The organism is Pirellulales bacterium, assembly GCA_035656635.1.
Classification (GTDB): domain Bacteria; phylum Planctomycetota; class Planctomycetia; order Pirellulales; family JADZDJ01; genus DATJYL01.
Genome location: DASRSD010000183.1, coordinates 16,984 through 39,713 on the forward strand (window position 1 = coordinate 16,984; position 22,730 = coordinate 39,713).

21 protein-coding genes are annotated in these 22,730 nt (G+C 57.0%); 11 read left to right on the forward strand and 10 right to left on the reverse strand.

Annotated features, from left to right (window positions below; translation table 11 throughout):
* The first annotated feature begins 53 nt into the window (after positions 1 to 53).
* From VFE46_19015 to VFE46_19030, 4 genes are all read left to right on the forward strand, one after another.
* A complete protein-coding gene (locus tag VFE46_19015; protein HZZ30096.1) occupies positions 54 to 1,361 on the forward strand; it encodes a coproporphyrinogen-III oxidase family protein in 1,308 nt (435 codons plus the stop codon).
* Positions 1,362 to 1,516: 155 nt separating this feature from the next.
* Entirely contained in the window at positions 1,517 to 2,749 is a 1,233-nt protein-coding gene (locus tag VFE46_19020; GenBank protein HZZ30097.1) for a polyprenyl synthetase family protein, read from the forward strand.
* Positions 2,750 to 2,840: 91 nt separating this feature from the next.
* Positions 2,841 to 3,389 (forward strand): hypothetical protein, encoded by a 549-nt coding sequence (locus VFE46_19025; protein HZZ30098.1) that lies wholly within the window; start codon positions 2,841 to 2,843, stop codon positions 3,387 to 3,389.
* A 50-nt stretch (positions 3,390 to 3,439) separates the two neighbouring features.
* Complete coding sequence (locus VFE46_19030) at positions 3,440 to 4,801, forward strand: glycosyltransferase family 4 protein (GenBank protein HZZ30099.1); 1,362 nt, start codon at positions 3,440 to 3,442, stop codon at positions 4,799 to 4,801.
* Positions 4,802 to 4,825: 24 nt separating this feature from the next.
* Here the strand turns inward: VFE46_19030 and VFE46_19035 are convergent, their stop codons facing one another.
* Positions 4,826 to 5,101, reverse strand: a complete 276-nt coding sequence (locus VFE46_19035; protein HZZ30100.1) for a hypothetical protein — start codon at positions 5,099 to 5,101, stop codon at positions 4,826 to 4,828.
* The gene (locus tag VFE46_19040; GenBank protein HZZ30101.1) at positions 5,098 to 5,334 is read right to left on the reverse strand and encodes a hypothetical protein; all 237 of its coding nucleotides are present in this window, start codon (positions 5,332 to 5,334) and stop codon (positions 5,098 to 5,100) included. The genes VFE46_19035 and VFE46_19040 overlap by 4 nt, the downstream gene beginning before the upstream one ends.
* Before the next feature lie 425 nt (positions 5,335 to 5,759).
* On the opposite strand from VFE46_19040, the gene VFE46_19045 reads away from it, so the two are divergent.
* The 4 genes from VFE46_19045 (at position 5,760) to VFE46_19060 (ending at position 7,898) form a co-directional block, all read left to right on the forward strand.
* Positions 5,760 to 6,080: an RNA-binding protein gene (locus tag VFE46_19045; GenBank protein HZZ30102.1), complete on the forward strand. Its 321-nt coding sequence runs from the start codon at positions 5,760 to 5,762 to the stop codon at positions 6,078 to 6,080.
* A 472-nt stretch (positions 6,081 to 6,552) separates the two neighbouring features.
* Complete coding sequence (gene rpsR / locus VFE46_19050; protein HZZ30103.1) at positions 6,553 to 6,837, forward strand: 30S ribosomal protein S18; 285 nt, start codon at positions 6,553 to 6,555, stop codon at positions 6,835 to 6,837.
* Between the two features lie 87 nt (positions 6,838 to 6,924).
* Positions 6,925 to 7,344 carry a thioesterase family protein gene (locus tag VFE46_19055; protein ID HZZ30104.1) on the forward strand — a complete coding sequence of 140 codons (420 nt, stop codon included), beginning with the start codon at positions 6,925 to 6,927 and terminating at the stop codon, positions 7,342 to 7,344.
* An 83-nt stretch (positions 7,345 to 7,427) separates the two neighbouring features.
* Positions 7,428 to 7,898, forward strand: coding sequence for a nucleoside deaminase (locus tag VFE46_19060; GenBank protein HZZ30105.1), 471 nt, complete (start codon positions 7,428 to 7,430; stop codon positions 7,896 to 7,898).
* Between the two features lie 27 nt (positions 7,899 to 7,925).
* On the opposite strand, the gene VFE46_19065 is transcribed toward VFE46_19060, so the two are convergent.
* The 4 genes from VFE46_19065 to queF form a co-directional block, all read right to left on the reverse strand.
* Positions 7,926 to 8,162, reverse strand: a complete 237-nt coding sequence (locus VFE46_19065) for a hypothetical protein (protein HZZ30106.1) — start codon at positions 8,160 to 8,162, stop codon at positions 7,926 to 7,928.
* A gap of 151 nt (positions 8,163 to 8,313) precedes the next feature.
* Positions 8,314 to 8,934, reverse strand: a complete 621-nt coding sequence (locus VFE46_19070) for a hypothetical protein (GenBank protein ID HZZ30107.1) — start codon at positions 8,932 to 8,934, stop codon at positions 8,314 to 8,316.
* A gap of 20 nt (positions 8,935 to 8,954) precedes the next feature.
* Positions 8,955 to 9,320: a VOC family protein gene (locus VFE46_19075; protein ID HZZ30108.1), complete on the reverse strand. Its 366-nt coding sequence runs from the start codon at positions 9,318 to 9,320 to the stop codon at positions 8,955 to 8,957.
* A 21-nt stretch (positions 9,321 to 9,341) separates the two neighbouring features.
* Positions 9,342 to 9,707: a preQ(1) synthase gene (gene queF, locus VFE46_19080; protein HZZ30109.1), complete on the reverse strand. Its 366-nt coding sequence runs from the start codon at positions 9,705 to 9,707 to the stop codon at positions 9,342 to 9,344.
* A gap of 46 nt (positions 9,708 to 9,753) precedes the next feature.
* On the opposite strand from queF, the gene queC reads away from it, so the two are divergent.
* Together queC and VFE46_19090 are read left to right on the forward strand one after the other, a co-directional pair.
* Positions 9,754 to 10,491 carry a 7-cyano-7-deazaguanine synthase QueC gene (queC, locus tag VFE46_19085; GenBank protein HZZ30110.1) on the forward strand — a complete coding sequence of 246 codons (738 nt, stop codon included), beginning with the start codon at positions 9,754 to 9,756 and terminating at the stop codon, positions 10,489 to 10,491.
* Between the two features lie 127 nt (positions 10,492 to 10,618).
* A complete protein-coding gene (locus tag VFE46_19090) occupies positions 10,619 to 11,353 on the forward strand; it encodes a 7-carboxy-7-deazaguanine synthase QueE (protein ID HZZ30111.1) in 735 nt (244 codons plus the stop codon).
* Positions 11,354 to 11,430: 77 nt separating this feature from the next.
* Here the strand turns inward: VFE46_19090 and VFE46_19095 are convergent, their stop codons facing one another.
* The 3 genes from VFE46_19095 to VFE46_19105 form a co-directional block, all read right to left on the reverse strand.
* Complete coding sequence (locus tag VFE46_19095) at positions 11,431 to 12,537, reverse strand: hypothetical protein (GenBank protein ID HZZ30112.1); 1,107 nt, start codon at positions 12,535 to 12,537, stop codon at positions 11,431 to 11,433.
* 92 nt (positions 12,538 to 12,629) lie between these two features.
* Positions 12,630 to 16,175 (reverse strand): ABC transporter permease, encoded by a 3,546-nt coding sequence (locus VFE46_19100; protein ID HZZ30113.1) that lies wholly within the window; start codon positions 16,173 to 16,175, stop codon positions 12,630 to 12,632.
* Positions 16,176 to 16,228: 53 nt separating this feature from the next.
* The gene (locus tag VFE46_19105; GenBank protein ID HZZ30114.1) at positions 16,229 to 16,906 is read right to left on the reverse strand and encodes an ABC transporter ATP-binding protein; all 678 of its coding nucleotides are present in this window, start codon (positions 16,904 to 16,906) and stop codon (positions 16,229 to 16,231) included.
* Positions 16,907 to 17,162: 256 nt separating this feature from the next.
* Here VFE46_19105 and VFE46_19110 point away from each other — a divergent pair, with 256 nt between their 5' ends.
* Positions 17,163 to 18,182: a sugar phosphate isomerase/epimerase family protein gene (locus tag VFE46_19110; GenBank protein ID HZZ30115.1), complete on the forward strand. Its 1,020-nt coding sequence runs from the start codon at positions 17,163 to 17,165 to the stop codon at positions 18,180 to 18,182.
* A gap of 23 nt (positions 18,183 to 18,205) precedes the next feature.
* Here the strand turns inward: VFE46_19110 and VFE46_19115 are convergent, their stop codons facing one another.
* A complete protein-coding gene (locus tag VFE46_19115; GenBank protein HZZ30116.1) occupies positions 18,206 to 22,513 on the reverse strand; it encodes a hypothetical protein in 4,308 nt (1,435 codons plus the stop codon).
* Positions 22,514 to 22,730 lie beyond the last annotated feature (217 nt).

Consider the following 22,730-nt stretch of genomic DNA (forward strand, 5'->3'; position numbering starts at 1 on the left):
TCGAAAAGTGTTTAGCCGCGACGCGCTAGCGGAGCGGGAGGGAATAGCAGAGCGTGGCGACCGGAACGACTAAAAAAACCGAAGTTGGCAGCTACTTCATTGCCAATTATCCGCCGTTTTCGCAATGGACGGCCGACGCCCTGCCGGCGGTTCAAGCGGCGCTGCATGCGCCGCCGGCCGATGTTCCCTTGGGGCTGTATTTGCATATTCCGTTTTGCCGCAAGCGCTGCAAGTTTTGCTATTTCCGCGTGTATACCGATAAAAACGCGGCGGAAGTGGAGCAATACGTAGCGGCTTTGGCGCGCGAAATTGAACTCGTGAGCAAGCTGCCGGTGATGGGCGGGCGGCCGTTCCGGTTTGTCTATTTCGGCGGCGGCACGCCGTCGTTTTTGAGCGCCAAGCAATTGACGTCGCTCGTCGATCGGTTGCGGGCCAACATCCGTTGGGATCGGGCCGAGGAAGTTACGTTTGAATGCGAACCCGGCACGCTCTCGGAGCCCAAAGTAAAAACGCTGCGCGATTTAGGCGTGACACGCATTAGCTTGGGCGTCGAAAACTTCGGCGATTCCATTTTAGAAGAGAACGGCCGGGCTCATTTGTCGGCGGAAATCGCGAAGGCTTGGCAGTGGATTGTGGATGCCGGTTTTCCCAACACGAACATCGATTTAATTTCCGGCATGGTGGGTGAAACATGGGAAAATTGGCGCGACACCGTGCGGCGGACCATCGATTGCTCGCCCGACAGCGTGACCATTTATCAAATGGAGTTGCCGTTCAACACGGTGTACTCCAAAGACGTTTTAGGCAATCACACCGAAACGCCCGTGGCCGATTGGCCGACGAAGCGGGCCTGGGTGGATTATGCCTTCGATGAGTTATGCGCCGTCGGCTACAGCGTTTCCAGTGCGTACACGCTGGTGAAAGACAAACGGAAAGTGAATTTCAGCTACCGCGATAATTTGTGGCGTGGCAGCGATTTGCTGGCCACGGGCGTGGCCAGCTTTGGGCACGTCTCCGGAGTGCACTACCAAAATTTAGCGGAATGGCCCCAATATGTGGGTGCGCTGGATCGCGGCGAATTGCCCCTGTGGCGCGGCATGCAGCCGACGGCACATCAGCGGCTGGTGCGCGAAATGATTTTACAACTCAAAACGGGCCAACTGGAGGCGGGCTATTTTCGCGACAAATTCGGCGTCGATATTTTGGAGCAGTGGCGAGAGGTGTGGCAGGAATACGTGGCGGACGAGCTGTTGGCCCTGGACGGCGACCGCATTCAATTGACCCGCGCCGGCTTGCTACAGGTGGATGCACTGTTGCCAGCATTTTTTGAGCCCGAACATCGTGGGGTGCGGTACACGTAAGGGCTGTGAAAGCGGAGTGATTCGCAGTATTACGCCGGCAGAATGTTGGGGAAAGTCTGCGCAACCGGCCGAATACCATCTTTTCTTGTGGCTTCAAACGTGTAGCATTAGACGGAACGTGAATTGACCGGCCGCGGCTTTTCAGGAAATTTACTTTGGCGACTGCATTACCCCAATCTGTCCGGGCGGATGGAAGTTTGTCGTCGGCGACAAAATCTGCGTTGAATCGCCGGTGTGCGGCTAGCGGCGCGGCGTATAGTCGGTTGCTGGAAGCAGCCGCGGCAATGTTCTTGCCGCAGGAATTGGAGCGGTTGGCGCCTCGCTTACATGCCGCAACCAGCGGGGGCCGCACGCATCCGGAGCGGCTTAACGGCCAGGGCGTGCAACATTTGGATCCGCTGTCGGCGACCGAAGCCATGGCCTACGATTTTTTGGCCAAAGGCGGCAAGCATTCGCGGCCATTCATTACGTTGGCGGCGTATCACGCCTTGGCGGAGAATGTGAATGTCTCCGGCAGCACTACTGGCGGCAGCGCGGCAAACGTGGGGGATGAATCTAAGCCCATCGCCTTGCCCGATGCCGTGAAGCGCTGCGCTTTGTCGATCGAAACGTTTCACAAGGCGTCGCTGGTGCACGACGATATTGAGGATAACGACGAGTTCCGTTACGGCACGCCCACGCTGCATCGCAAATACGGCACGCCCACGGCCATTAACGTGGGCGATTATTTGATTGGGCTGGGCTACCGGTTGGTCAGCCGCGAGGCGAAGTCGCTGGGGCCGGAAGTGGTCAGCGACATTTTGGATCGAATTGCCGATGCCCACATGAAGCTGAGCGCAGGGCAGGGCGCCGAGTTGTTGTGGCGCGATTCGCACAACAAACAGCTCACCCCGCAAGATACGCTCCGCATTTACGCTCTGAAAACCGCGCCCGCCTTCGAAGCGGCGTTGCATACCGGCTTACGTTTGGCCGGCCCGGCCGAGCACTACTTGGAGCCCGTCGGTCAATTTGCGCGCAATTTGGGCATCGCCTTTCAAATCATCAACGACCAGAACGATTGGTTGGGCGATAATCACAATAAACTGTTGGTCGCCGGCGATGTCATCGGCGGCCGCCCCACTTTGCTGTGGGCTTTAGCATTGGAAGGTTTGGCGGCGGGAAATCGCAGTGAATTGGAAACCTTGGTCAGCGAGCTTCCCTTGTCGGATGAAAAGCTATGCGAAATCCGCCGGCTGTACGAAGAGGCGGGCGCTTTTCAGAAAGCCGATCGCCTGGTCGAAAAGCATCAACAACGGGCCGAGGCGTTGGCCGCGGAAATCGAGCCCGAGCCGCTACGGCGATTGTTTTTCCATTTGATCGACATGGTATTGGAGCGCCGGCGGAGTTAAGATCGATGTCAGAGAGGCTTTGTTCCGTTTGAAGTTCCCACCGTTCGCTCCGCCTGCTGCCTACCGTTTACCGCCTACCGTTTTGCCGCCTGTGCCCACTCGCCGCGTCAACGCTGAGTTATCGGACCTCGTCGAGTTGTTTTATGATTCGCCTGTCGCGCTGGGCAAATTAGAGGAGACGGCCGCGGCCGAAGTTCCCCCGCCGTATCATCAGTTGCTGGTACATAACCATCACATGACGGTTACCGTCGAGGAGTTTTACGGCAGCCCGGTGGATGTGAAAGTACTGGAAAGAAAACGCAGCGGAACAATCTATGCGCGGCGAATTCTCTTAGCCCGCCAAACCGATGGGCGGATTGTGCAGTTCGGCATTGTACGGCTCAATTTCGAGTTTCTTAGCCCTGAAGTGCGGCAAGAAATCGAAAGCCAGCAGACGCCGCTGGGGCGGATTTTGGTTCGCCACAACGTATTGCGGGAAATCGAGCTGGTCAGGCTGTGGCGCGTGCAGCCAGGGAGCGATTTGTGCCGCCTGCTGGCCATTGGGCCAGAACAATTCACGTATGGGCGCACCGCCATTATTCACTGCAACGGCGAGCCGGCGGTAGAATTGCTGGAGATCCTTGCGCCCGTTGATGTTTAGCCGCCGGGCTTGCCCGGCGAAGGCGCCACATGACTCCGCAGGCAACCACAATGATTCAACCGCCGGAAATGCCTGGCTCTAAGGGTGCCGGGTCGTCACTGCGGATTGTGTATCTCACCGCCGGGGCAGCCACGCGCTATTGCGGTTCCTGCTTGCACGACAACGGTTTGGCGAAAGCATTAGCAGAGTTGGGCGAGGATATTTTGCTGGTGCCCGCCTATACGCCGCTGCGCACCGATGAAGAAAATGTCAGTTTGAATCGTGTGTTTTTCGGCGGCGTGAATGTGTATTTGCAACAGAACTCTTCGGTGTTCAGGCACACCCCCTGGTTTTTGGATCGCTGGTTCGATTCGCCCAAGTTCCTTAACTGGCTCGCGCAGCGCAGTGCCGGCATGGAATTCGCCAAGCTCGGCGCACTGACCGTTTCCACACTGCAAGGCGAACAAGGCCGACAGCGGAAAGAACTCGAAAAGCTGCTGCAGTGGCTAGAGCAAGAGGGGCGGCCGGAAGTCATTCATCTTTCCAATGCACTGCTCTTGGGCATGGCCGGCCGGCTGCGCAAAAAACTGAATGTGCCCATCGTGTGCGGCCTGGCAGGCGAAGATTTGTTTTTGGAACAATTGAGCGAGCCGTACTACAGCCAGGCGCGGCAGTTGCTACGCGAGCGCGCCAAGGATGTCGACGTGTTCGTGGCGTATAATCGCTACTTCGCGGATTTCATGGCCGATTATTTGGGCATTCCGCGCAGCCGGATTGAGGTGATTCGTCACGGGCTGCATTTGGCCGGACACGGCGAGCGCCAGACTAGCCAACCCGGCCAAGCGTTTACCGTTGGTTACTTTTCTCGCATTGCGCCGGAGAAGGGCCTGCATTTATTGATTGAGGCGTTTGCATTATTGCGAGCCGATGGGTCTGGCGCGCCGCTGCCGCCCCTGCGATTGAAGGCCGCCGGTTACAAATCGTCGGGCGACGAGCAATATTTTCAATCGATTTTAAAGCGCGTGCAGCAATTGGGCTTGGCCGACCAGTTTGAATTTACTGGCGAATTGGACCGTGCCGGGAAAATTGCGTTTTTGCAATCGCTGGATGTGATGAGCGTGCCGACCGTGTATCGGGAAAGCAAAGGGCTTTCGATCTTGGAATCGCTGGCCAATGGCGTGCCGGTGGTGGTGCCGCGGCACGGTTCTTTCCCGGAAATCATCGAGCACACCGGCGGCGGGCTGTTGTGCGAAGCCGAAAACCCCGCCGATCTGGCCGCTAAATTGCGCGAATATGTTTTGAATCCTGCGCTGGCCGCCGATCACGGCCGCCGCGGGCGGGAAGTCATTCACACCCATTACACCGCCGCGCAGATGGCCCAGGAACACCGGAGCTTGTATCGCCAAGTGAGTACGGCAGCAAGGAAGCAGTGACGAGTGGTGACGGAAGCTTCCCTCTCAGTCCAATCCTCGACGTTTGAGAAAGCGGACGTTGAGCACTTGAACGAGCAAGTCGGGCTCATTGACTTTATAGGTAATTACCAGGGGCGGCACAAATAGAATGCGCAGCGACTCCACTCCGCGAGATTCTCCTTGATCAGCGGGATCAACACGCAGCAACTCATCGAGTTTGCTGGCGCCCGCGTTGATGCTCGAGCGTTGTTGTGGGTAATCGAGCCAGAACTGCCCCAACGCGCCAAGTGCCATGTGGCTCCAGCGAATTTGAAAATTCACTGAAGGCTCTCCAGATGACGCAATACTTCGGCGGTTGTGTGCCACTCCGACGATTGTTCGATCTTGCGATATTCTTCGGGGCTTAAATCCGGGCCGACAATTTCATAATCGCTGGATTCAATCGCCGGCACAAAATAGCCGAGCTTTTTTCCGGAAGCATCACACAGATTTACAGGATGCGGCAAGCCCGCCAGCTGCGCGGCCAACTCGGCGGGAATAACGAAATTACCCATCAGTGGATTCCTATTAGCAACCGTAAAAACCAGCGCTTCTAAAACTTATATGATTATATCGCCAGGGCTGCCAAGTAGCACGTTTAGCGTTTAGATCGCAGTGCCGAGCATGGGCCGGTGGCGGAAGCTGCTGGTGCCTTCCCCAACCTAAAAACCGGCAAAGCTTTGCGGCTTACCACGGGAGGGGTGGGCCTAGTGTCCGCGGAAGGTCGACGGTAGTCGTCGCCGGCATTTTCGGACTTTCTAGATCGTTTTTATCACACAGACATTGCGGCTTGCGCCGGGGGCACGCTACACTTTTAGTAGCCGGTCAAGCGGCGCCAGTGGCCCTCGGGGAGCCAAGCCACGGCGTCCTCGGTTCAGTTCACGTCTCGTTTTGAAGAAGTGCTGGCTTCGCTCGTGTGCTCCCTTGTAGAAGGTGTTCGATGGGTCGACGGATTTATGTAGGGAATCTTCCCTGGTCAACCACTTCCTCGGAATTGCAAGACATGTTTGCAGAACACGGCGGCGTGAAAAACGCTGAAGTGATTTCCGATCGCGAAACCGGCCGCTCCCGCGGTTTTGGTTTTGTCGAAATGGAATCCGATGAAGCGATGAATGCCGCCATTGCCGCGATGAACGGCAAAGACATGGGCGGCCGCGCTTTAACGGTCAACGAAGCGCGGGAACGCACCCCGCGCCCCGCCGGTGGCGGTGGTGGCCGTGGCGGTTATGGTGGCGGCGGCGGCGGTTACGGCCGGCGTTAAACCGTTTTTGCGGCGGCAGCACTGGCTGCTACCACCGCAAGTAGCCTGGCGTCAAAATCGCCATATTGTTTGTGAGGGTAGTTGACGGAGAGTTAACTTGACCATCACCTCGCCCCCGGTTGGCAAGCTGCCCACCGGGGGCGAATTGTTTTTAGGGGGGATAAGTGCCTGGGTGTCTAAGTGTCTGGTTTTATTGCTGGAGCTTAAGGCTATTCAGACACTCAGACACGTAGGCACCAGGCACCTTTGGTAGTGATGCATTTTGCAGTGAACTGCATTGGGTGGCCGGGGTCGAGTGCCGCCGAGCCCCCGGAATGCTGCCCGCTGGGGGCTCCCTTCGGTCGACCCCAGCCACCCTGCGGAAGCAAAGTGCATCACGACCGGCGCCTTTTTACCGCTAGATTTCCGCTGCTGATTCCGGTATCTTAGGGAGTTTGATTCCCCCTCACTGTTTGGAAGCGCAGAACTCGCCATGCCTCGATTTGGTTTTCGTGATAAGAAGAAAATGCCTCTGCGGAAGCGGGCCAAGCCCAAGATCCGCACCAAGAAAAAAGACCCCATCTTCATCGACGGCAAGCGGCCGCGCCCGCTTTTTGTCGATTACAAAGATTTGGACCTGCTGAACAAGCTCACCAATCGCCAAGGCAAAATTGTCAGCCGCCGCAAAAGCGGTTGCACCGCCGCCAGCCAACACGCCATTACCCTGGCCGTTAAACGGGCCCGCTTCATGGCGCTGTTGCCGTACGTGGGCGAATAGTTTTCAAGGCAGAAGGCAGACCGCAGAAAGCAGAATCGAAACTCACGATTTTGTATTTTCTGCCTTCCGCCTTCTGCCTTCTGCGTTATGCCATCTTTCACTGCCACGCGCCGAGTGGAATTTCGCGATACCGATGCGGCGGGCATCATGCACTTCGCCTCGTTCTTTCCATTGATGGAATCGGTCGAGCATGAATTTCTGCGATCTCTTGGTCTGAGTGTTTTGGCCAAAGATGATAGTGGTCCGTTTAGCTGGCCACGCGTCAATGCTCAATGCGATTTTCAAAGCGCGGTGAAATTTGAAGATGTGCTAACCATCACGCTCACGATTGCTCGGCTGGGAAACAAAAGCGTGACCTATAAGTTTGAAGTCCGACAGGAAGAGCGGCCCGTGGCCGAGGGGCGCATGACCGCGGTCTGCTGCCGGCTGCCGGCGCTGGGGCACGAGTTGCAATCGATTCCCATTCCCGAAGACGTGGCCGCCAGGCTGCGGCCATATTGCGCCTGATCTGGTTTGGGACTGCCGCCGCGTGTAGACTTATCTCGGTATCATTCCACTAACTTGCCGCCCAAAGATTGGCACGTTCGGTTATGTCTCCTGAAGAATTGATGCGGTTGGCGATCGAGAAAACCCGGGAGGGTTTTAAGACCGGCAACAGTTGTTTCGGCTGTGCGATTGCCAAAGACGGCCAGGTTTTGGCGACGGCGCACAATACCGTGCTCACCACCATCGACAGCACGGCGCACGCCGAAGTGAATGCCATTCGGACGGCCTGCAAGCACACCAATGCCATTTTCCTGGAAGGAGCTATGGTGGCCACCACGTGCGAGCCGTGCCCGATGTGCATGTCGGCCTTGCACTGGGCGCGGGTGGAGACGGTTTACTTTGGCGCGACCGTGCAAGATGCCGCCGATGTGGGCTTCAACGAACTGCATATCGATGCCGCTAAGATTCTTTCCATGGGGGGCAGCAAAGTGCGAATTGTTGGCGGAATTCTGACCGACGAGTGCCGGCAAATGATGCACGATTGGAAAAAGCTGCCGACGGCGCGAACGTACTGAGCGGAAATACGACTCAACGGCAGAACGTCACTTCTTCGCAGTATTTTTTGTCCGAGTACGTTTGCCCGCGCTCGATTTCCGGCCGTTAGGCTTGATTTTTGGCTTAGACAATAGCAGCTTTTCAAGTGTCGACGGGACCGCAAGCGCAAAAAAACGATTTGCGGAGTATCCGTAGTCTTCGCCGCTTTCGTCGATCACACGCATCAAACCATGGTTTGTTGCATCGTTGTCGGGAACGACTTGATACAGCTTGCCAATTTCCAAAGAGGCGCGATACCCAGCGTTATCGACGCAAACTGCAAACACTGGAGATTCTCTCTTTCTGATCATGTTCAATCCAAGAACGGCAATTTAAGTTTCATTTCGCGACGGCCTATGCCATGGGCCAGATACCAATGGATTTTACAGAGTCAGCTCACTTCTGTTTTTCGTCCGGCAAAGTGATCGACGAAACCGCGCCGTTGTGGTCTAAATCTTTGCCGAAGGAGAGTTCGGCTTTGGCTTTGGCATCTTTAAAGTTTGGCAAGCCCACGGTGGGTGCGGAACTGTAGCCGGCGCCGCCGCTTTCCACTTCATAGCCGATGACTTTGCCGTCTTTGACCAGCGCGTAAGCCACGGCCGGCTTGGTGGGCCACATTTCGCCCTTGCTGCGCTGGTAGCGGTAGAAGTTGGAGATTTTGTCGAGCTGGTCGTTGGTGATGCCGTACTTGCCTAGGGCGTCCATCAGCGCGGCCTTGTTCTGGCGAACTTGCTCTGGATCGGGCTGGGTTCCGGCCGGGGCGGGGTGAACATGACTAAAGGCTTCGCGAAACACTTCCGGCTTCACCCCCAAGGCATTGGCAATGAGCACGACCGGGCGACCTTTATCTACGCCTTCGGTATCGTGACCGCCAGAGAATTCGACCTTCACGCGGGTGACGCCCGGCGGCAGCGGTTTCTTTTTAGCGGCATCGTCGTCCTTGGATTGAGCGAACAATGCAGCAAATGTGAAAGTAATGGACGCCACAAAGATTGAGATTCTGGCAATGCTTGACATGGTTCATCCTCAAGAGCGAATCATCGTACTTTTTCGAGCGCAAAATGTGGATTTTCAATAATGCCGAAGCTGTTGCCAAAGGGATCGGCCACGGCGGCAACTCGGATACCTTCGCCAACATCTTGCAGTGGCTCGCTGATTGCGGCGCCCAATGATTGCAATCGGGCCACTGCTGCTGCGGCATCTGCCACACCCCAATAAGCTACGGTGCCCCCTGGCCCGGGCTTTCCATCAGGAACCAGGCCCAGCTCAAAACCGCCGACGGAATAACCGACGTAAAACGGCTGATCGAAGTACGGTTCTTGATTTAAGACCTGGTTGTACCAAGTCTTTGCTGTGGCCAGATCGCTAACATGATAAATCACGGTACGCAAACCTTGGATCATTGAAGTCTCCAGTCCGCTAAGTCATTTGACATTTTTGGCTTCAAACTGCACGGTGACGTTCGTGCTGATTCCGCCGCGGGGGGTGAAAGCGGCAACCAGCTTCATGCGGCGTGGGGAAAGCACAGCCACCAGATCGTCCAGAATGCGGTTGGTGACCATCTCGTAAAAAATTCCCTCGTTACGGAACTGTTGCAAGTACAGCTTCAGGCTTTTTAGCTCTACGCATTTCGCTTCCGGCGTGTAAGTGATGGTCAGCGTGCCGAAATCGGGCTGGCCGGTTTTGGGGCAAACCGAGGTGAACTCGGGGCAAATGATTTCGATGCTGTAATCTCGCCCGGGATATTGGTTGGCAAAAGTATCGAGCGTGTGGCGGAAGTTGTCGGACACGTTCTGGCTCCTTTTCTTGCAGTTTCAATTGTGCCAACATGGAAGGATGGAAGCCAGGGTCTCCCGACAAACCAGTTCAGTTAATCCGACCTCGCAGGGTAAGCCGGCGGTGATTTTATTGTCAGGCGGGTTGGATTCCACCACGACCGGCGCGATCGCCAGGGCCGATGGGTTCGAGCTATTTGCCCTGTCGGTTGATTACGGGCAACGGCACCGGTTCGAATTGGAAGCGGCGGCACGAGCGGCCAAATTTTTGCGCGTAAAGCGGCATGAAACGGTGCGGATTGATTTGGCCCGTTTCGGCCACAGCGCACTGACGGCCGAAATTGCCGTGCCTAAGGGACGCAGCGCCGCTGAAATGGAACACGGCATTCCAGCGACGTATGTGCCGGCGCGGAACACGGTGCTGCTATCGCTCGCGCTGGCGTATGCCGAAACGGTGGCAGCGGCCGACATTTTCCTGGGCGTGAATGCGATCGATTACAGCGGCTATCCCGATTGCCGGCCGGAGTACATCTCGGCCTTCGAGCGGCTGGCGAATTTGGCGACGAAGGCGGGCGTGGAAGAAACACTACGGTTCAAAATTCACACGCCACTGATTACGATGACCAAGGCGGAAATTATTCGCCGCGGCACGGAGTTGGGCATCGATTTCGGAATGACGCACAGTTGTTACGATCCGGATTCGCAAGGCAAACCGTGTGGCCGCTGTGACGCCTGCCTGCTGCGCCGCAAAGGTTTTGCCGAAGCGGGGCTGACCGATCCGTTGCCGTATTCAGATTGAATGGGCCGCAAATGAACGCAAATCAACGGAAATGCGGTAAATTGAAATTCAGATTTCATCAACGGTCTAATTCGCGTCTATTTGCGTTCATTCGCGGCTGATTTTGCAGGCTTGGAAAATTGCCACCGTGAAAATTGCTGAGATATTTCGATCGTTGCAGGGCGAGGGCTTTCTGACCGGCACGCCCAGCGTGTTTGTCCGCGCCAGCGGCTGCAATTTAAGATGCTGGTTTTGCGATACACCGTATACGTCGTGGGAGCCGGAGGGCGAGGATCTATCGGTGGAAGAAATTCTGCGGCAGGTCGATGAATTGTTGGGCAGCCCTCACTCCGGCTCTCTGCCAAAGGGAGAGAGAGAATATGCGTGCAGTCATGCGGTGTTGACCGGGGGCGAGCCGATGTTGTTTGCCGAATTGGTGCCGCTGGCCGGCGCGCTGCGCGATCGGGGAATGCACATTACGGTGGAAACCGCCGGCACGCTGTATTTGCCGCTGGAGTGCGATTTGATGTCGATCAGTCCGAAGTTGGCCGGATCTGGACCGACGGCCGAGCAAAATGAGCGTTGGCATGTACGGCATGAGCAATCGCGGCATGCGCCGGACGTGATTCGGCGGTTGGTGACGGAGTATCCGTATCAAATTAAATTCGTGGTCGATTCGCTGGACGATTGCGTGGCAGCCGAAGCGTGGCTGGAAGAATTTCCACAGGTGAATCGCTCCCGCGTGCTGCTGATGCCGCAGGGAATCGACACGGAAACGCTCGCGCAAACCGCCGCATGGCTGGAACCCTATTGCCAGCAGCAGCAGTTAAACTTTTGCCCGCGAAAGCACATCGAATGGTTCGGCTGCGTGCGGGGAACGTGAGGGAAAAACCAATAACCAAATCCCAATGACCAACGAGAAAAACAACTCCGGTTCGGTCATTGGTGCTGGGTCATTGGTCATGATTTCGCGGGCGCCGGCGTTGGTGGTGCTGGTTGCGCTTTGGTTTCGACGGTTGGCGCAGCATGCGGCGCGCCGCGGGGAGCAAAGATCAGCACGCTGACCGCGCCGGCGACAACGACAATTAACCCGGCGTAGAAAAACGGTGAAATGCTGCTTAGTTGTTGGGCCGTGATGATGCTGAAGAAAGTGTTGACGACCGGTGCCCCACCGAACACCAGCGGCATGACGTAAATAGGTTTGCCGCCAAAGGTGAACGCCAAAATTACGCCCAGCGAGCCAACCGCGCCGGCGGTTCCGCCCGCCAGGCTCCAAATCACTCCGCGAGCGGAAATTTGGCCGTGGTCTCCCAGAGCGGTCCAAAAAATCAAAGGCGCAACGATTCCCACGACAACGTACGCCATTCCCACACAAATGAATGGACGCATCCGGCTGCCGTGCATGAAAGTTTGGCCTTTGTGCAATAACGGACCGTAACATCCCCAGCAAATTGCGGTTAAAGCGATGAAGGCTGAAATGATCAGCAGCGCGGTAAAGCCAGAACTCGCATTTGCTGCGGCAGCTTGTACGGTCGCGCCATTGGGCGCGGAAGTGGGAGCCTCTGGCGCGGCGGCCACGGTTGGAGTGGGAACTGGCGGGGCTATCTCGTGAGGCTTAAAGACCAACACCGCCACGGCCCCGGCAATGACCAAAATTAATCCGGCATAGAACAGCGGCCCTGTTTCTCGGTAGGTTTTTGAAATCCACATCGCCAGCAAGGTGTTGACGACCGGCGCTCCGCCGAACACCAGCGGCATGACATAAATCGGATTGCCCTTGTTCGTGAGCGCCAAAATTAAGCTTAGCGCGCCCACGGCAGTAACCACGCCTGCGAAAAAACTCCAGATGATGCCGCGAGAATTCCAATTACCGGGCTCACCTCGCCACAGCAACAAAGCAGTTGTCGCTAAAACCGCAATCAGGAAGTATGCCACGCCCACAAACACAAACGGCAACCAATGGCTGCCGCCCATTTGTTTTCCGCCAGCGTTCAACAAGGGACCGTAAATTCCCCAAGCAATGGCAGTCATGGCGGTAAAAAGCAAAACGTAGAATAGATTTTTCATGAAGTTGCCTGTGGGAGAGAAAATGGAAAGTTCTGTAGTGTAACATTTTCGGTGGCAGCGGAACGAGAGATGTTTTGTCGAATTCCCGCCGATCAATTTCCGCGCAACGCGGCCAGCAATGGGGCGCGTAGAACGGCTCGCACGGCCAGCATTCCGGCCGACACGCCGACAATCAGCACCACCGCCAACATGGCGCCGATCGAAAGCCACGGAATGCCAGCCCCGCCCGACATCCAATAGGGGCACAGCGTTACCAGTGCGGCCACCGTTCCCGTGCCCAGGCCGGCAACAAGCAGCGAAGCGTCTTCCCACAACACCAATTGCGCCAATCGACGTCGTCGGAAGCCTGTGGCTTGCAGCAGTGCCAATTCACCGCGGCGTTCGAAGACGCTGCGCAACTGCACGGCGGCCAAGCCAAACGTGCCCAGTAGCAATCCCAGCGCGCCCAGGCTGCGAAATGTGGCGAGATATGTGTTTTGCACGGCGAAGAACATGGCCAGGCGTGCGGCCGTACTTTGCGTGACGAAACCGTAATCGCTCAAGGCGGTTTCCAAAGCATCGGCAACTTGAGCAGCGCTGGGCAGCGGCGTGCTGCTCGCTAGTGCAGTCGGGGTGGAAACCGCGGCATCCCCGGCAGCCGGCGGCACGCTCGCCAGAAAAAAACGGTAGCCGCTGGTATCAGGAAACAGCCGTTGAAAATTTGTTTCGCTCATCAGCAAATCGCCTTGAAAAATACTATTGGCCAACAGGCCAGCAACGCGCAGACGAATTTTTCCGCCGCGCGGATTGTCGATTTCGAAGACTTCGCCGACGCCGCCGGAAAGATGCAAGCTGTACAAGGCCGTGTTTTGATCGAGCACAACCGGGATGGCATCGGCATCGGCTTCCGCAGGCGATTTTTCTTCCGCGGCATTCGCTTCGCGCTTGTGGAGCAGCAGTAACCAGGGATTGTTTTTTTCTCGGACAGTTTTCGCGGCGGTGGCCGTCCAGGCGAATCCGCCCTGGCCAATGAATTCCAGCGGCAGGCCCAAAATGCGCGGCTGCCTCGGTTGGTACAAATTCAAACAACTGGCGTCGTCGCCAGCCTGAACGCGCAGAGAATAAATGCGTGTTCCGGCAGCTTCCGCCGCGGACAATGTTTTTTCGGGTTGCGTGCTGAATCCTAAATCTTCTCGAGCGGCGGCAGAATTCAGGTTTTGATAAATTGGCTGATCGCTCTGAGCGATGAAGGCGTAACCGCCGTCGCCACTGTCGAAATCGGGTCCATGAGTCGGCGCATCGAGCTGGAACGCACTGAGCGCAACAATCAAAAAACAGGCCGCCGCCGTCAAAGCAATAGTGAGCGTGCTACGCAAGGGATGCCGGGCGGCGCTGCGCCAGGCCAATCGCACCAGCGCTCCACGACCAATCAGCACCGCGGATCGGCGATCATCTCGGAGCCGGTCCCAAATCCAGGTTAGCAGCGCGGCCAACACCAGGGCTCCGGCGGTCATAAAGGTGCCGGCCTGCTCCTCGCCGGCTAGCTGCGTGGCCGAAAAGCCGGCGGCGATGGCCGCAATCAGTAGGGCGGCAGCAATCCACGGGGTGCGCCGTGCCCGGCGCTTGGGAACAGCGCGATTTTCTTCCGCCCGGCCAGCCAGCAAAGTACGCACACTAACTTGCCGGGTTTGGCGGACGGCCCAAATGATCGTGGCCAGCGAAATCAGCACGCCGAAAAATCCGCCATGAACCACACTGTGCTCGTCGACATACAAATGTAAAAACGGCGTCGAAATCGCGCCCAGCCACCAGGTTTTCAAGCCCTCCAACATCAGCCACGCATAACCAATTCCGGCCAATGCGCCCAGTGAAGCCCCAATCAAAGCCACGCAGCCTCCTTCCACCAGCAGCATGCGCCGCGCCCAGCGTTGCCGCAGTCCGACTGCCAACAGAATGCCCAATTCCGCGGCCCGGCTATCGACTCCCAGCTTGAACAGCAGCATGACCAACAGCAGCGCAGCGGCAATGATGAACAGGCTGAATCCTAAAAATAATATCGCAAACGGCGTGGTGCCGGCAGCGGCGGTTAAACTGAGCCGTTTGACCGGCAGAAATTCAAATCCCAAATCGGCGGGTTTGATGGCCTGCTGTAGCTTTTGGGCGATGGCTTGCTCGGTCAGATCGTCACCAGGCGGAATGCGAATGGAAGTGGCATTTCCGAAGCGGCTGCCCCACAGTTCACGGCCTTGCTCTAAGCGGATAAATGCCTTGGGTGTGGCTCGATGCTGGCGCCAATATAAATCGTCTTGATTGTTGGGGGGCGTGGCGCGCACGCGCTTCGAATCGTAGGGAAACGGTGGATTCCAATCGGCGATGGAGGCTTCGTCGGTGACGCCTTTCACCTCGGGCGTGAAATTGGGATCGTCGGCCACGCCGCTGAGCGGGGTAATGTCTTTCAAGCGAAAGCTGTGGCGCGATTCGGCCACTTTGCCATGCGTGCTTTCCGGTTCGAAATAGGTGAGCACAATTGCATCGCCTGGCTTCACCGGCGTGCCTTGCGCGGCGAAATCGTCGGCGGCCCAGGAGTTGAGCACGATTTCGTCTTCAAGCAGCGGGCCAATCGGCGAGCCTTCGCGATTCACGAGCGGACCCAGCGGCGGCTGATCAGAAAAATCGATGGCGGCAACGGTGGAATACGGAAGTTTTCCACGTCCCTCGTCGGCCAGAATGTAATTGGCCAGATAAGTAAATGCCGGCTGGGCGCCCGCCGCGGCAAATGCTTGCTCGGCGGCGGATTCCACGGCCGGCTCCAGCAACATGCGGTCAGTGGTAATGTTGAAGTAACCACGGGCTGTTTTGCGAACCGAGATGTTGTAATCGGCGAGCGTCGGCTGCAGCGATTGTTGCAAAGACTGCTCGGCGGCGGCATCGGGGATGGCATTCTCGTCCGCACCACGGCCGGAGACGAAAATGGCGTTTACACGCCCATCGACGCCGAGCATTTCTTGCAGCGGCTGGATGGCCGTAAAAGCATTGAGCGGCACTTGCTGCGTGGGACGGAGGCCAAAGCGGCCCAATCCCTCGGCCGGAATGATGGCGCTAACAAGGAACCGCCGACTGCGGACCGTTTCGGTTTTGCGGCCCAGCGTACTGTCGGCCGGCACATTGCTGGCCTGAGAAAAGCGCAGAACGACTTCATCGCCGACTTGCACACTTAGCTGATTGGCCAGCGGTTGATTGAGGACGATTTCGTCTTTCACCGGCGGCTTGGGTGGAGCGCCACGGCCGAGCTGCCAAAACTGCTGGCCCACGCCCAGAACCGCCACATTACCGGCGCGGCGATGGTGATCGCCCACAGGGTTTTCCAAAGTGCCTAACAGCATGATGGCAGGCAGGGAGGCGGTGAAATTGGATTGGAAACCCGGAGCAGCGCCGACTTCCTCCGCTAGCTTTTCGCGAAAGAAATGAGGCGTAACCAGAGCGGCATCGATTTGGCCGAGACGTTCAATCGCTAAGTGCCGCAAGCTGAGCGTGACCGAATCGCCGACCACTAACGCGCCGGTCAGCACTGCCGTGGCGGCCATTACGCCCAGCGATACCGCCAGATTGCTGCGCCAATGATAGGCGAGGCTGCGAAGGGCGAGGCGGAGGAGGGACATGGCAGCGGAGTAAGTGGCTGGTGGTTAGTGGCTAGTGGTTAGAGAGTGAGTGGCTACGTCGTGGGTGAAAGTTTGCCTGCGTTTAATTCCAAGCGTCGATCGAACAAGGCGGCCAACTCCTGGCTGTGCGTAACGACAATCAGCATCATTTGCTCGTCGCGCTCCAGTTCCAATAGCAGCTTTCCAACCCCGGCGGCGGTGCTGCGGTCAAGATTGCCCGTCGGTTCGTCAGCCAAGAGCAACACAGGCTTGTGAATGAGCGCCCGCGCCAGTGCCACCCGTTGGCGCTCGCCGCCCGAGAGTTCCGCCGGACGGTGATCGATGCGCTGGGAAAGCCCAACCCGATCGATCAGCATTCGTGCGCGCTCCAAAAGCGCGCCGTTTTGTCCCGCTTGGGCGACCGTGGGGAGCAGCACGTTTTCCAGGACCGAGCATTGCGGCAACAGGTAATGATCCTGAAACACGAAGCCAATTTGCCGACTGCGAAAATCGGCCAACTGGGGCTCGTCGAGAGTAAAGGGATTGGCACCTTTTAGTTCGACACGGCCGGAAGTTGGCCGATCCAGCGTGCCGACAATGTACAGCAGCGTGCTTTTGCCCGAGCCGCTGGGTCCTAAAATTGCCACGTTCTCGCCGCGCGATAACTCCAATGACACGCCGCGCAACACGGATAGCGATTCTGCTCGTGTGGGAAACTCCTTCGTGATGTTTTCGACAACTAGATCGGGCATAGCAGAAGCCGGTCAACTTAGGACACGTGTGGGTTCAACTGGCAGTTGCTTCATTATCGCGGTGTTGACGTAAGTTGTTGTTCATTGGCAACACGACATCGTGAACTTGCATTTACAAAAACGAAATTAGGGGCAATTTGCTCCGGCCCTTGCGGGAGGTTATGCTGGGCCACACAATGGCAGTTCTTTGTCTGGTACCGCGAAGGGCGTCTGCACAAAGCGAAACTATTTCATCCCCTCAGCAAAGTCAATCACCATGCCTAACGAGCAGCCCGAGGTCATTCTTAGCGCTTTTGCGGACGAGGCTGCCAACCAAAAAACGGCGGTTCAGCAGTTTGCTGCCTTGGCTGCCTTGGGATTGCAATACTACAGCATACGGTTCATCGACGCCGGCAATGGCATTAAAAATGTGATGAAGCTGTCGCGGGCCGAAATTACCGCGCTACGCCATTTGGAAGACGAATATGGGCTGAATGTGACGTGCATTGGCTCTCCCTTGGGCAAAGTGAAATTGGTGGACGATGAAGACGGCACCAAAAACGCCTACATACCGTTCAAAAAATATTTGGCGAGCGACGTGAAGCGGGCTTGCGAATTAGCGCATGCGTTTGAGACGAAGCTGATTCGCGGCTTTTCGTTTTATCCGCCGTGTGGGGCCGATCCCGCCGATTACTTGCCGCAGGCCGTTGATCAACTGGGGCAAATTGCCGAAGCGTGCCATCGCTCCGACCTGACGTACGGACTGGAAATTGAAGCCAATTTAGTGGGACAAAGCGGCCAACTGATGGCGGAAATTTACCGGCAAGTGAATCATCCGGCGCTGGTCTTGATTTTTGACTCGGGCAACATTGTTTCGCAGGGGTACACGGCGGCCGAAGTGTATCAGCAATACTTGGCGATGAAGCCGGGCATTGGCTGGATTCATATTAAGGATTATCACCATCCTAAGCCGGCTAAGCGCAAGCGCCATGTCGATGAAGATGGGCTCAAGCATTTTGTGCCGGCCGAATTGGGAGACGGTTCTTACGCGATGATTCTCCGCGACTTCCGCAAGTCGATTCCAGCGTTGGAAAAGAAATTGAAGCGGCGCGGCATTCCCGGCGTGTTTTTGGATTTGGAGCCGCATTTGAAAGGGGGCGGCCAATTCGGCGGTTTTAGCGGGCCCGACGGATTGGGTGTGGCTACGCGCAGCCTGTGCCGCGTCTTGGACGTGGCGGGCATTGGCTATCATTTGCGCGATTTCGACGACGTGCTGGCCGCCCGCGGGAAATGCTAATTGCGGGATTGGCGTTGCGAAAATTACGCCTCGGTCGAGTGCGGCGCCGAAGATTCTGGCGATGCCGTGGAGGCGAGGCTGACCGCTTGGTGTTCCGCGGAGTGTGACTTTGCGGCGCTTTGCTCGTGCGCGATGGCAGCCAGTTGCACATTTTTGTGCCGCTTGGTTTGCAATAGATTCCGCGCCAGCAGTTGGGTGCGAGTAAGCAGGCCGATCGAAGTGACCACGCCCACGAGGCCTAGATAGAACCAAGCCGAGGTGTAATCGGGCGAAAAGACAATGAGGCACACTCCGGTTACCATACTTGCCGACGCGGTGCCGAGTGTGCTCCAAACTCGGTTCGTTCCACGACGGTGGTGGTGCGTGGCGATGGCGGCACGACTGGTGAGATTGGCAATTTCACGCATGGCGGCCAAATCATGGCTTTTTTCCGGTGCCGCGGAACGCGGTTCAAATTTTACCGGTCCAGTGGGGAGAGCCGCCGGCGAGCCTGGCGGAGGATTTTTATGTTCGCCCGTTGGCACTGCTGAGGCAACCGGTTTGGCATTTTCTGGGATGTAGGTTCGCTGTGAGGCAGACGCGGAAGCATCGCCGGTCATTCCGCGCATCCGTTCGAGCAGCCTCGCCATGTAATCGTCGACCGAGTCCTCGTTTTCCTCGTCTTCCGCAGAGGCGGACGGAGAGGTTGTGGCTTGCGCGGGCGCCGGCTCTGGCTTGAGTGTGGGAACTATCTCCGGCGGCGTTACACTCTGGTCTGCGTGAGTTCTTTCGATTACGCTTTCGTCGGGTTCTGCCTTTAACAGCGACATTGCCCGGAGCCTGGCAAACACGGCGTCGTCGCCAGAAGCCGCTGGCGTGCCAACATCCACGGCAGGAGATTGCAATGGTTCCGGCGGTTGGTGTGTTTGTAACGTTGAAGTTACGGCCGTTGCCGGCGGTTCTTCCCTAGCTGCTGCAGCAGCATCTTCCAGCTGTTTTATTGAGAGCTGTGCTTGACGATGGTTGGCATGCAGTTCTTTGTGTTCCGTTTTCAATAGGGCAAGCTCTTGTCCCAATTGCGCTGCGTGCTGGGTTAATTCCACTTCGCGCTGGGCTTTAGCTTGCTCCCATTGTGCGCGCTCGACGGCGGAATTGTGCTGTAACTTTTCTAATTCGGTGGAAAGTTGACGCACCTGTTCTTCTCGCTGGCGCGCCAGCGTTTGCAACTGCGCCAACTTGCTGTTTTCTGCAAGCAGCGCGGTTTCGGTGGCTTGCTGGTCCTGAACCAATGCGTGGCGTTGTTCGTTCAGCGCCGCTTGCTTCAGGGTCAAGTTTTGTTGCTCGAGGGCCAAGTTTTGTTTGGCTGCCTCCAGCTCGGTTTGGCGCGCGGCAAGCGTGATCTGCAGTTGTTCGATTTCTTGCCGAGTTACAGCGAAAGCCTGTTGCCTCTGCTGAAGTTCATTCCGTGCTAAGGCGAGCGATTGCTGTTGCTCTTCGAAGGTTGTTTGGCACGTTTGCAGCTTAAATTGTTCGTCGTCCAGCGAATGCTGACGGCGATCTAATTCTTGCTTCTGTTCCTCGAGCGCATGCTGGCGTTGGTCGGCTGTTTGTTGACGTTGCTCTAAAGTCTGCTGGCGATGATCCAGGGCTTGGCGCCTTTGGTCCAACAAGTGCTGCTGTTCGTCCAGCGCCTGCTGGCGCTGCTGCTGCATACGCTCCCGTTCATCCAGCGCCTGCTGACGTTGTTCCGCGGTGTGTTGCCGTTGCTCAACTGCATTTTGTTGTTCGGCACAGCAGGCGAATTGGGTTTTCAGCTCTTGATGCCGCTGATGGAGTGCCAACTGTTGTTCGGCCAGTGAGGCTGCCAAAACTTCAAGTTTGGCACGTTGAGCTTGCAGCTTGCTGGCTAAGCCGGTTTGGTCTGCTTCCCAGCTAGCCCTTTGCGCTTGCAGGCCTTCGATTTGTGTTTCCCAAGCGTAGCGTTGCGCTTCCCAGGCGGACTGGTCAGATTCCCAGTCAGTCTTGGCCGCCTCATAACGGGCACGTTCTGATTCCCACGCGCCGCGCTCGGATTCCCAGCGCGCGCGTTCCTGTTCCCAAGCAGATTGTTCCGTTTCCCAGCCGGTCTTGTTCGCTTCATAACGGGCGCGTTCGGCTTCCCAGTCGGTCTTGGTTGCTTCATAGCGGACGCGTTCGGCTTCCCAAGCCTGTTGCTGCACCTGCCAGGCTTGCCGCTCGGCGTCGAATCGGGTTTGTTCCGTTTGGAGTTGATCGCGAAGGGCCGCAATATCGGCTTGAACAGCGGATGGTCTCGACAAATCAATTGCCGCGACAGCATCCTGAAACTCCTGCTCTCGTCGCGCCAAATCTGCAGCTTGAGTTTCAATGGCTGCGGCATGCTCCCCTAACTGTGTTTCCTGATTGGCCAGCCGCGATTCAAATTCTTGCAGCCGAGCAAGTTGTTCGGCTATCTGGGCTTCGTTTTGGTCAATCGATTGTTTGCGCTGGACTAAATCGGCTTCCACCTGCTGGAGTGCGGCTTCCTTTTGCAGGCAATCGTCGTTCCAGTGTTGTTTCTCAACCTCGAGCACGGCGCGATGGGACTTAAAATCGTCTCCCGCCTGTTGGAGCGAGATTTGTTGCTGCTGGAAAGCTGTTTCTTCTTGGGCCCGTTGATTTAGCCATTGATGCTGTTCCGCTTCGAACGCCGCCTGTTGGTCTTGGAGTTCGGCACAGTGTTGTTGCAGGGCAGCCTCCTGCTGTTGCAAAGCAGCTTCCTGCTGGCGTGATTTTTCTTCCCAATTATGTCGCTGGGTTTCCAGCATTGCGCGCTGGGCTTCCAGTTCGGCTTCGCGCTGCTGGATAGCGTCCTGGCGGTGTTGAAATGCCGTATCGAGCTGTGAATTGTGGTCGCGCCAATGGTTCCGTTCTGCTTCGAAGGCAACGCGCTCGGCTTCGAACCCAAGTTCGCGCTGGTGGAGAGCCTCATTTTGCTGCTGCCACGACGCATCATTATGCAGGCTTTGCTCTTCCCATTGGCGCCGCTGGGTTTCCAGTTCAGCTTCGCGCTGCTGGATAGCGTCCTGACGGTGTTGCAAGTCCGCATCTAGCTGCGAATTGTGGTCTCGCCGATGGTCCCGTTCTGCTTCGAAGGCAAGGCGCTCGGCTTGGAGCTCAAGTTCGCGCTGGTGGAGACCCTCTTTTTGCTGCTGCCACGACGCATCATTATGCAGGCTTTGCCCTTCCCATTGGCGTCGCGCGGTTTCCAGCATTGCACGTTGGGCTTCCATCTCGGCTTCGCGCTGCTGGATAGCGTCCTGGCGGTATTGCAAGGCCGTATCGAGCTGTGAATTGTGGTCTCGCCGATCGTCCTGTTCTGCTTCGAAGGCAAGGCGCTCGGCTTGGAGCTCAAGTTCGCGCTGGTGGAGACCCTGATTTTGCTGCTGCCATGACGTGTCGTTCTGCAGGCGTTGCTCTTCCCAATAGTGCCGCTGTGCATTCAGTTCCGTCTGTTGCAACTCCAGTTCCGCCTCGCGCTGTTGAAGTGCGGCAAGCTGATTTTGGAACAGCGCTGTCTGCTGGGAATTCTGTTCGTGCCAACTGTGCCGTTCGGTTTCGAGCGCCGCACAGCGATTTTCAAACTCGTTTTGATGTTCTCGAAACGCAGCTTCCTGTTGCAGCAAGACCGCTTTTTGCCCTTGGCATTGTTCGTGCAACGCTTGTCGTTCGTTTTCGAGCTGCGTTCGCAGTGCTTCGAGTTCCGCTTCGCGCTGGATGAGCCGATGGAGCTCCTCCTGCATCTGCGCACGGTCTTGGTCCAACGAATCCTGCTGTTCTAAAGCAGCCACGCGCCATTCCTGCTCGGCCTGCTTGGCGAGAAGCTGGTCCCGATCGCTGTTGTCCTGCCACTGTCGCCGCTGTTCCTTGAGGGCCGCCAAATCAGTTTGCAGTTCCGCCAACATGCGCTCCAGTTGCTCGGATTCGCCCGACGGTTCAGTCGTTGAAAGCGCGTCGAAATTCTCATCGACAACTTCAAATTCGATCGGCCCCACCGCCAATCGGTCATGCAGACGCAGCGGCGCCTCATCGAACATGCATTCATTTAGCCGGGTATCCAAAGTCCATCGGCGAATAACGGTTTGCTTGGCGCCGCGTAGAATCACGCAATGCAAGGGTGCAATTCCGGGCGCTTTCACGCGCAGTGTGCATTGTCGCGAGGAACCAATGGTAACCTTTGGAGAAAGTAGCCGAACGAGTTGCCCATCGCGCTGGCTGCCGCACACGCGCAAGGTGAGCGCTGTCGGGGGATTTCCCAACAACGATCGACGCGGTGCAGCGGCGGTGGCCGGCATAGATGCAGAGCCTAAGCGAAGTGATGCAATCCGCAAGCGCGGCCTGAGCGACAACGCCTAGGCCGTAAACTGCGAATTTCATTGGAGATGTAGCTTATGCTGTCGCCCGGGTCAAAATCCGAAGCTCGGAATGTACGCCGGCATCGTCAAACCGGCCGCAGTGGCAGTGCTCATTTCTGGTTCGCTAGCAGCCGCACAATTCTGTGCCGTTGCCGTC

What these genes read in the sequence shown, in the direction of transcription:
- VFE46_19030 (HZZ30099.1), top strand. Translation starts at nt 3,440, where the DNA reads ATGATTCAACCGCCGGAAATGCCTGGCTCTAAGGGTGCCGGGTCGTCA.
- VFE46_19040 (HZZ30101.1), bottom strand. Translation starts at nt 5,334, where the DNA reads ATGGGTAATTTCGTTATTCCCGCCGAGTTGGCCGCGCAGCTGGCGGGC.
- VFE46_19045 (HZZ30102.1), top strand. Translation starts at nt 5,760, where the DNA reads ATGGGTCGACGGATTTATGTAGGGAATCTTCCCTGGTCAACCACTTCC.
- rpsR (HZZ30103.1), top strand. Translation starts at nt 6,553, where the DNA reads ATGCCTCGATTTGGTTTTCGTGATAAGAAGAAAATGCCTCTGCGGAAG.
- VFE46_19055 (HZZ30104.1), top strand. Translation starts at nt 6,925, where the DNA reads ATGCCATCTTTCACTGCCACGCGCCGAGTGGAATTTCGCGATACCGAT.
- VFE46_19060 (HZZ30105.1), top strand. Translation starts at nt 7,428, where the DNA reads ATGTCTCCTGAAGAATTGATGCGGTTGGCGATCGAGAAAACCCGGGAG.
- VFE46_19070 (HZZ30107.1), bottom strand. Translation starts at nt 8,934, where the DNA reads ATGTCAAGCATTGCCAGAATCTCAATCTTTGTGGCGTCCATTACTTTC.
- VFE46_19075 (HZZ30108.1), bottom strand. Translation starts at nt 9,320, where the DNA reads ATGATCCAAGGTTTGCGTACCGTGATTTATCATGTTAGCGATCTGGCC.
- queC (HZZ30110.1), top strand. Translation starts at nt 9,754, where the DNA reads ATGGAAGCCAGGGTCTCCCGACAAACCAGTTCAGTTAATCCGACCTCG.
- VFE46_19095 (HZZ30112.1), bottom strand. Translation starts at nt 12,537, where the DNA reads ATGAAAAATCTATTCTACGTTTTGCTTTTTACCGCCATGACTGCCATT.
- VFE46_19100 (HZZ30113.1), bottom strand. Translation starts at nt 16,175, where the DNA reads ATGTCCCTCCTCCGCCTCGCCCTTCGCAGCCTCGCCTATCATTGGCGC.
- VFE46_19105 (HZZ30114.1), bottom strand. Translation starts at nt 16,906, where the DNA reads ATGCCCGATCTAGTTGTCGAAAACATCACGAAGGAGTTTCCCACACGA.
- VFE46_19110 (HZZ30115.1), top strand. Translation starts at nt 17,163, where the DNA reads ATGCCTAACGAGCAGCCCGAGGTCATTCTTAGCGCTTTTGCGGACGAG.
- VFE46_19115 (HZZ30116.1), bottom strand. Translation starts at nt 22,513, where the DNA reads ATGCCGGCCACCGCCGCTGCACCGCGTCGATCGTTGTTGGGAAATCCC.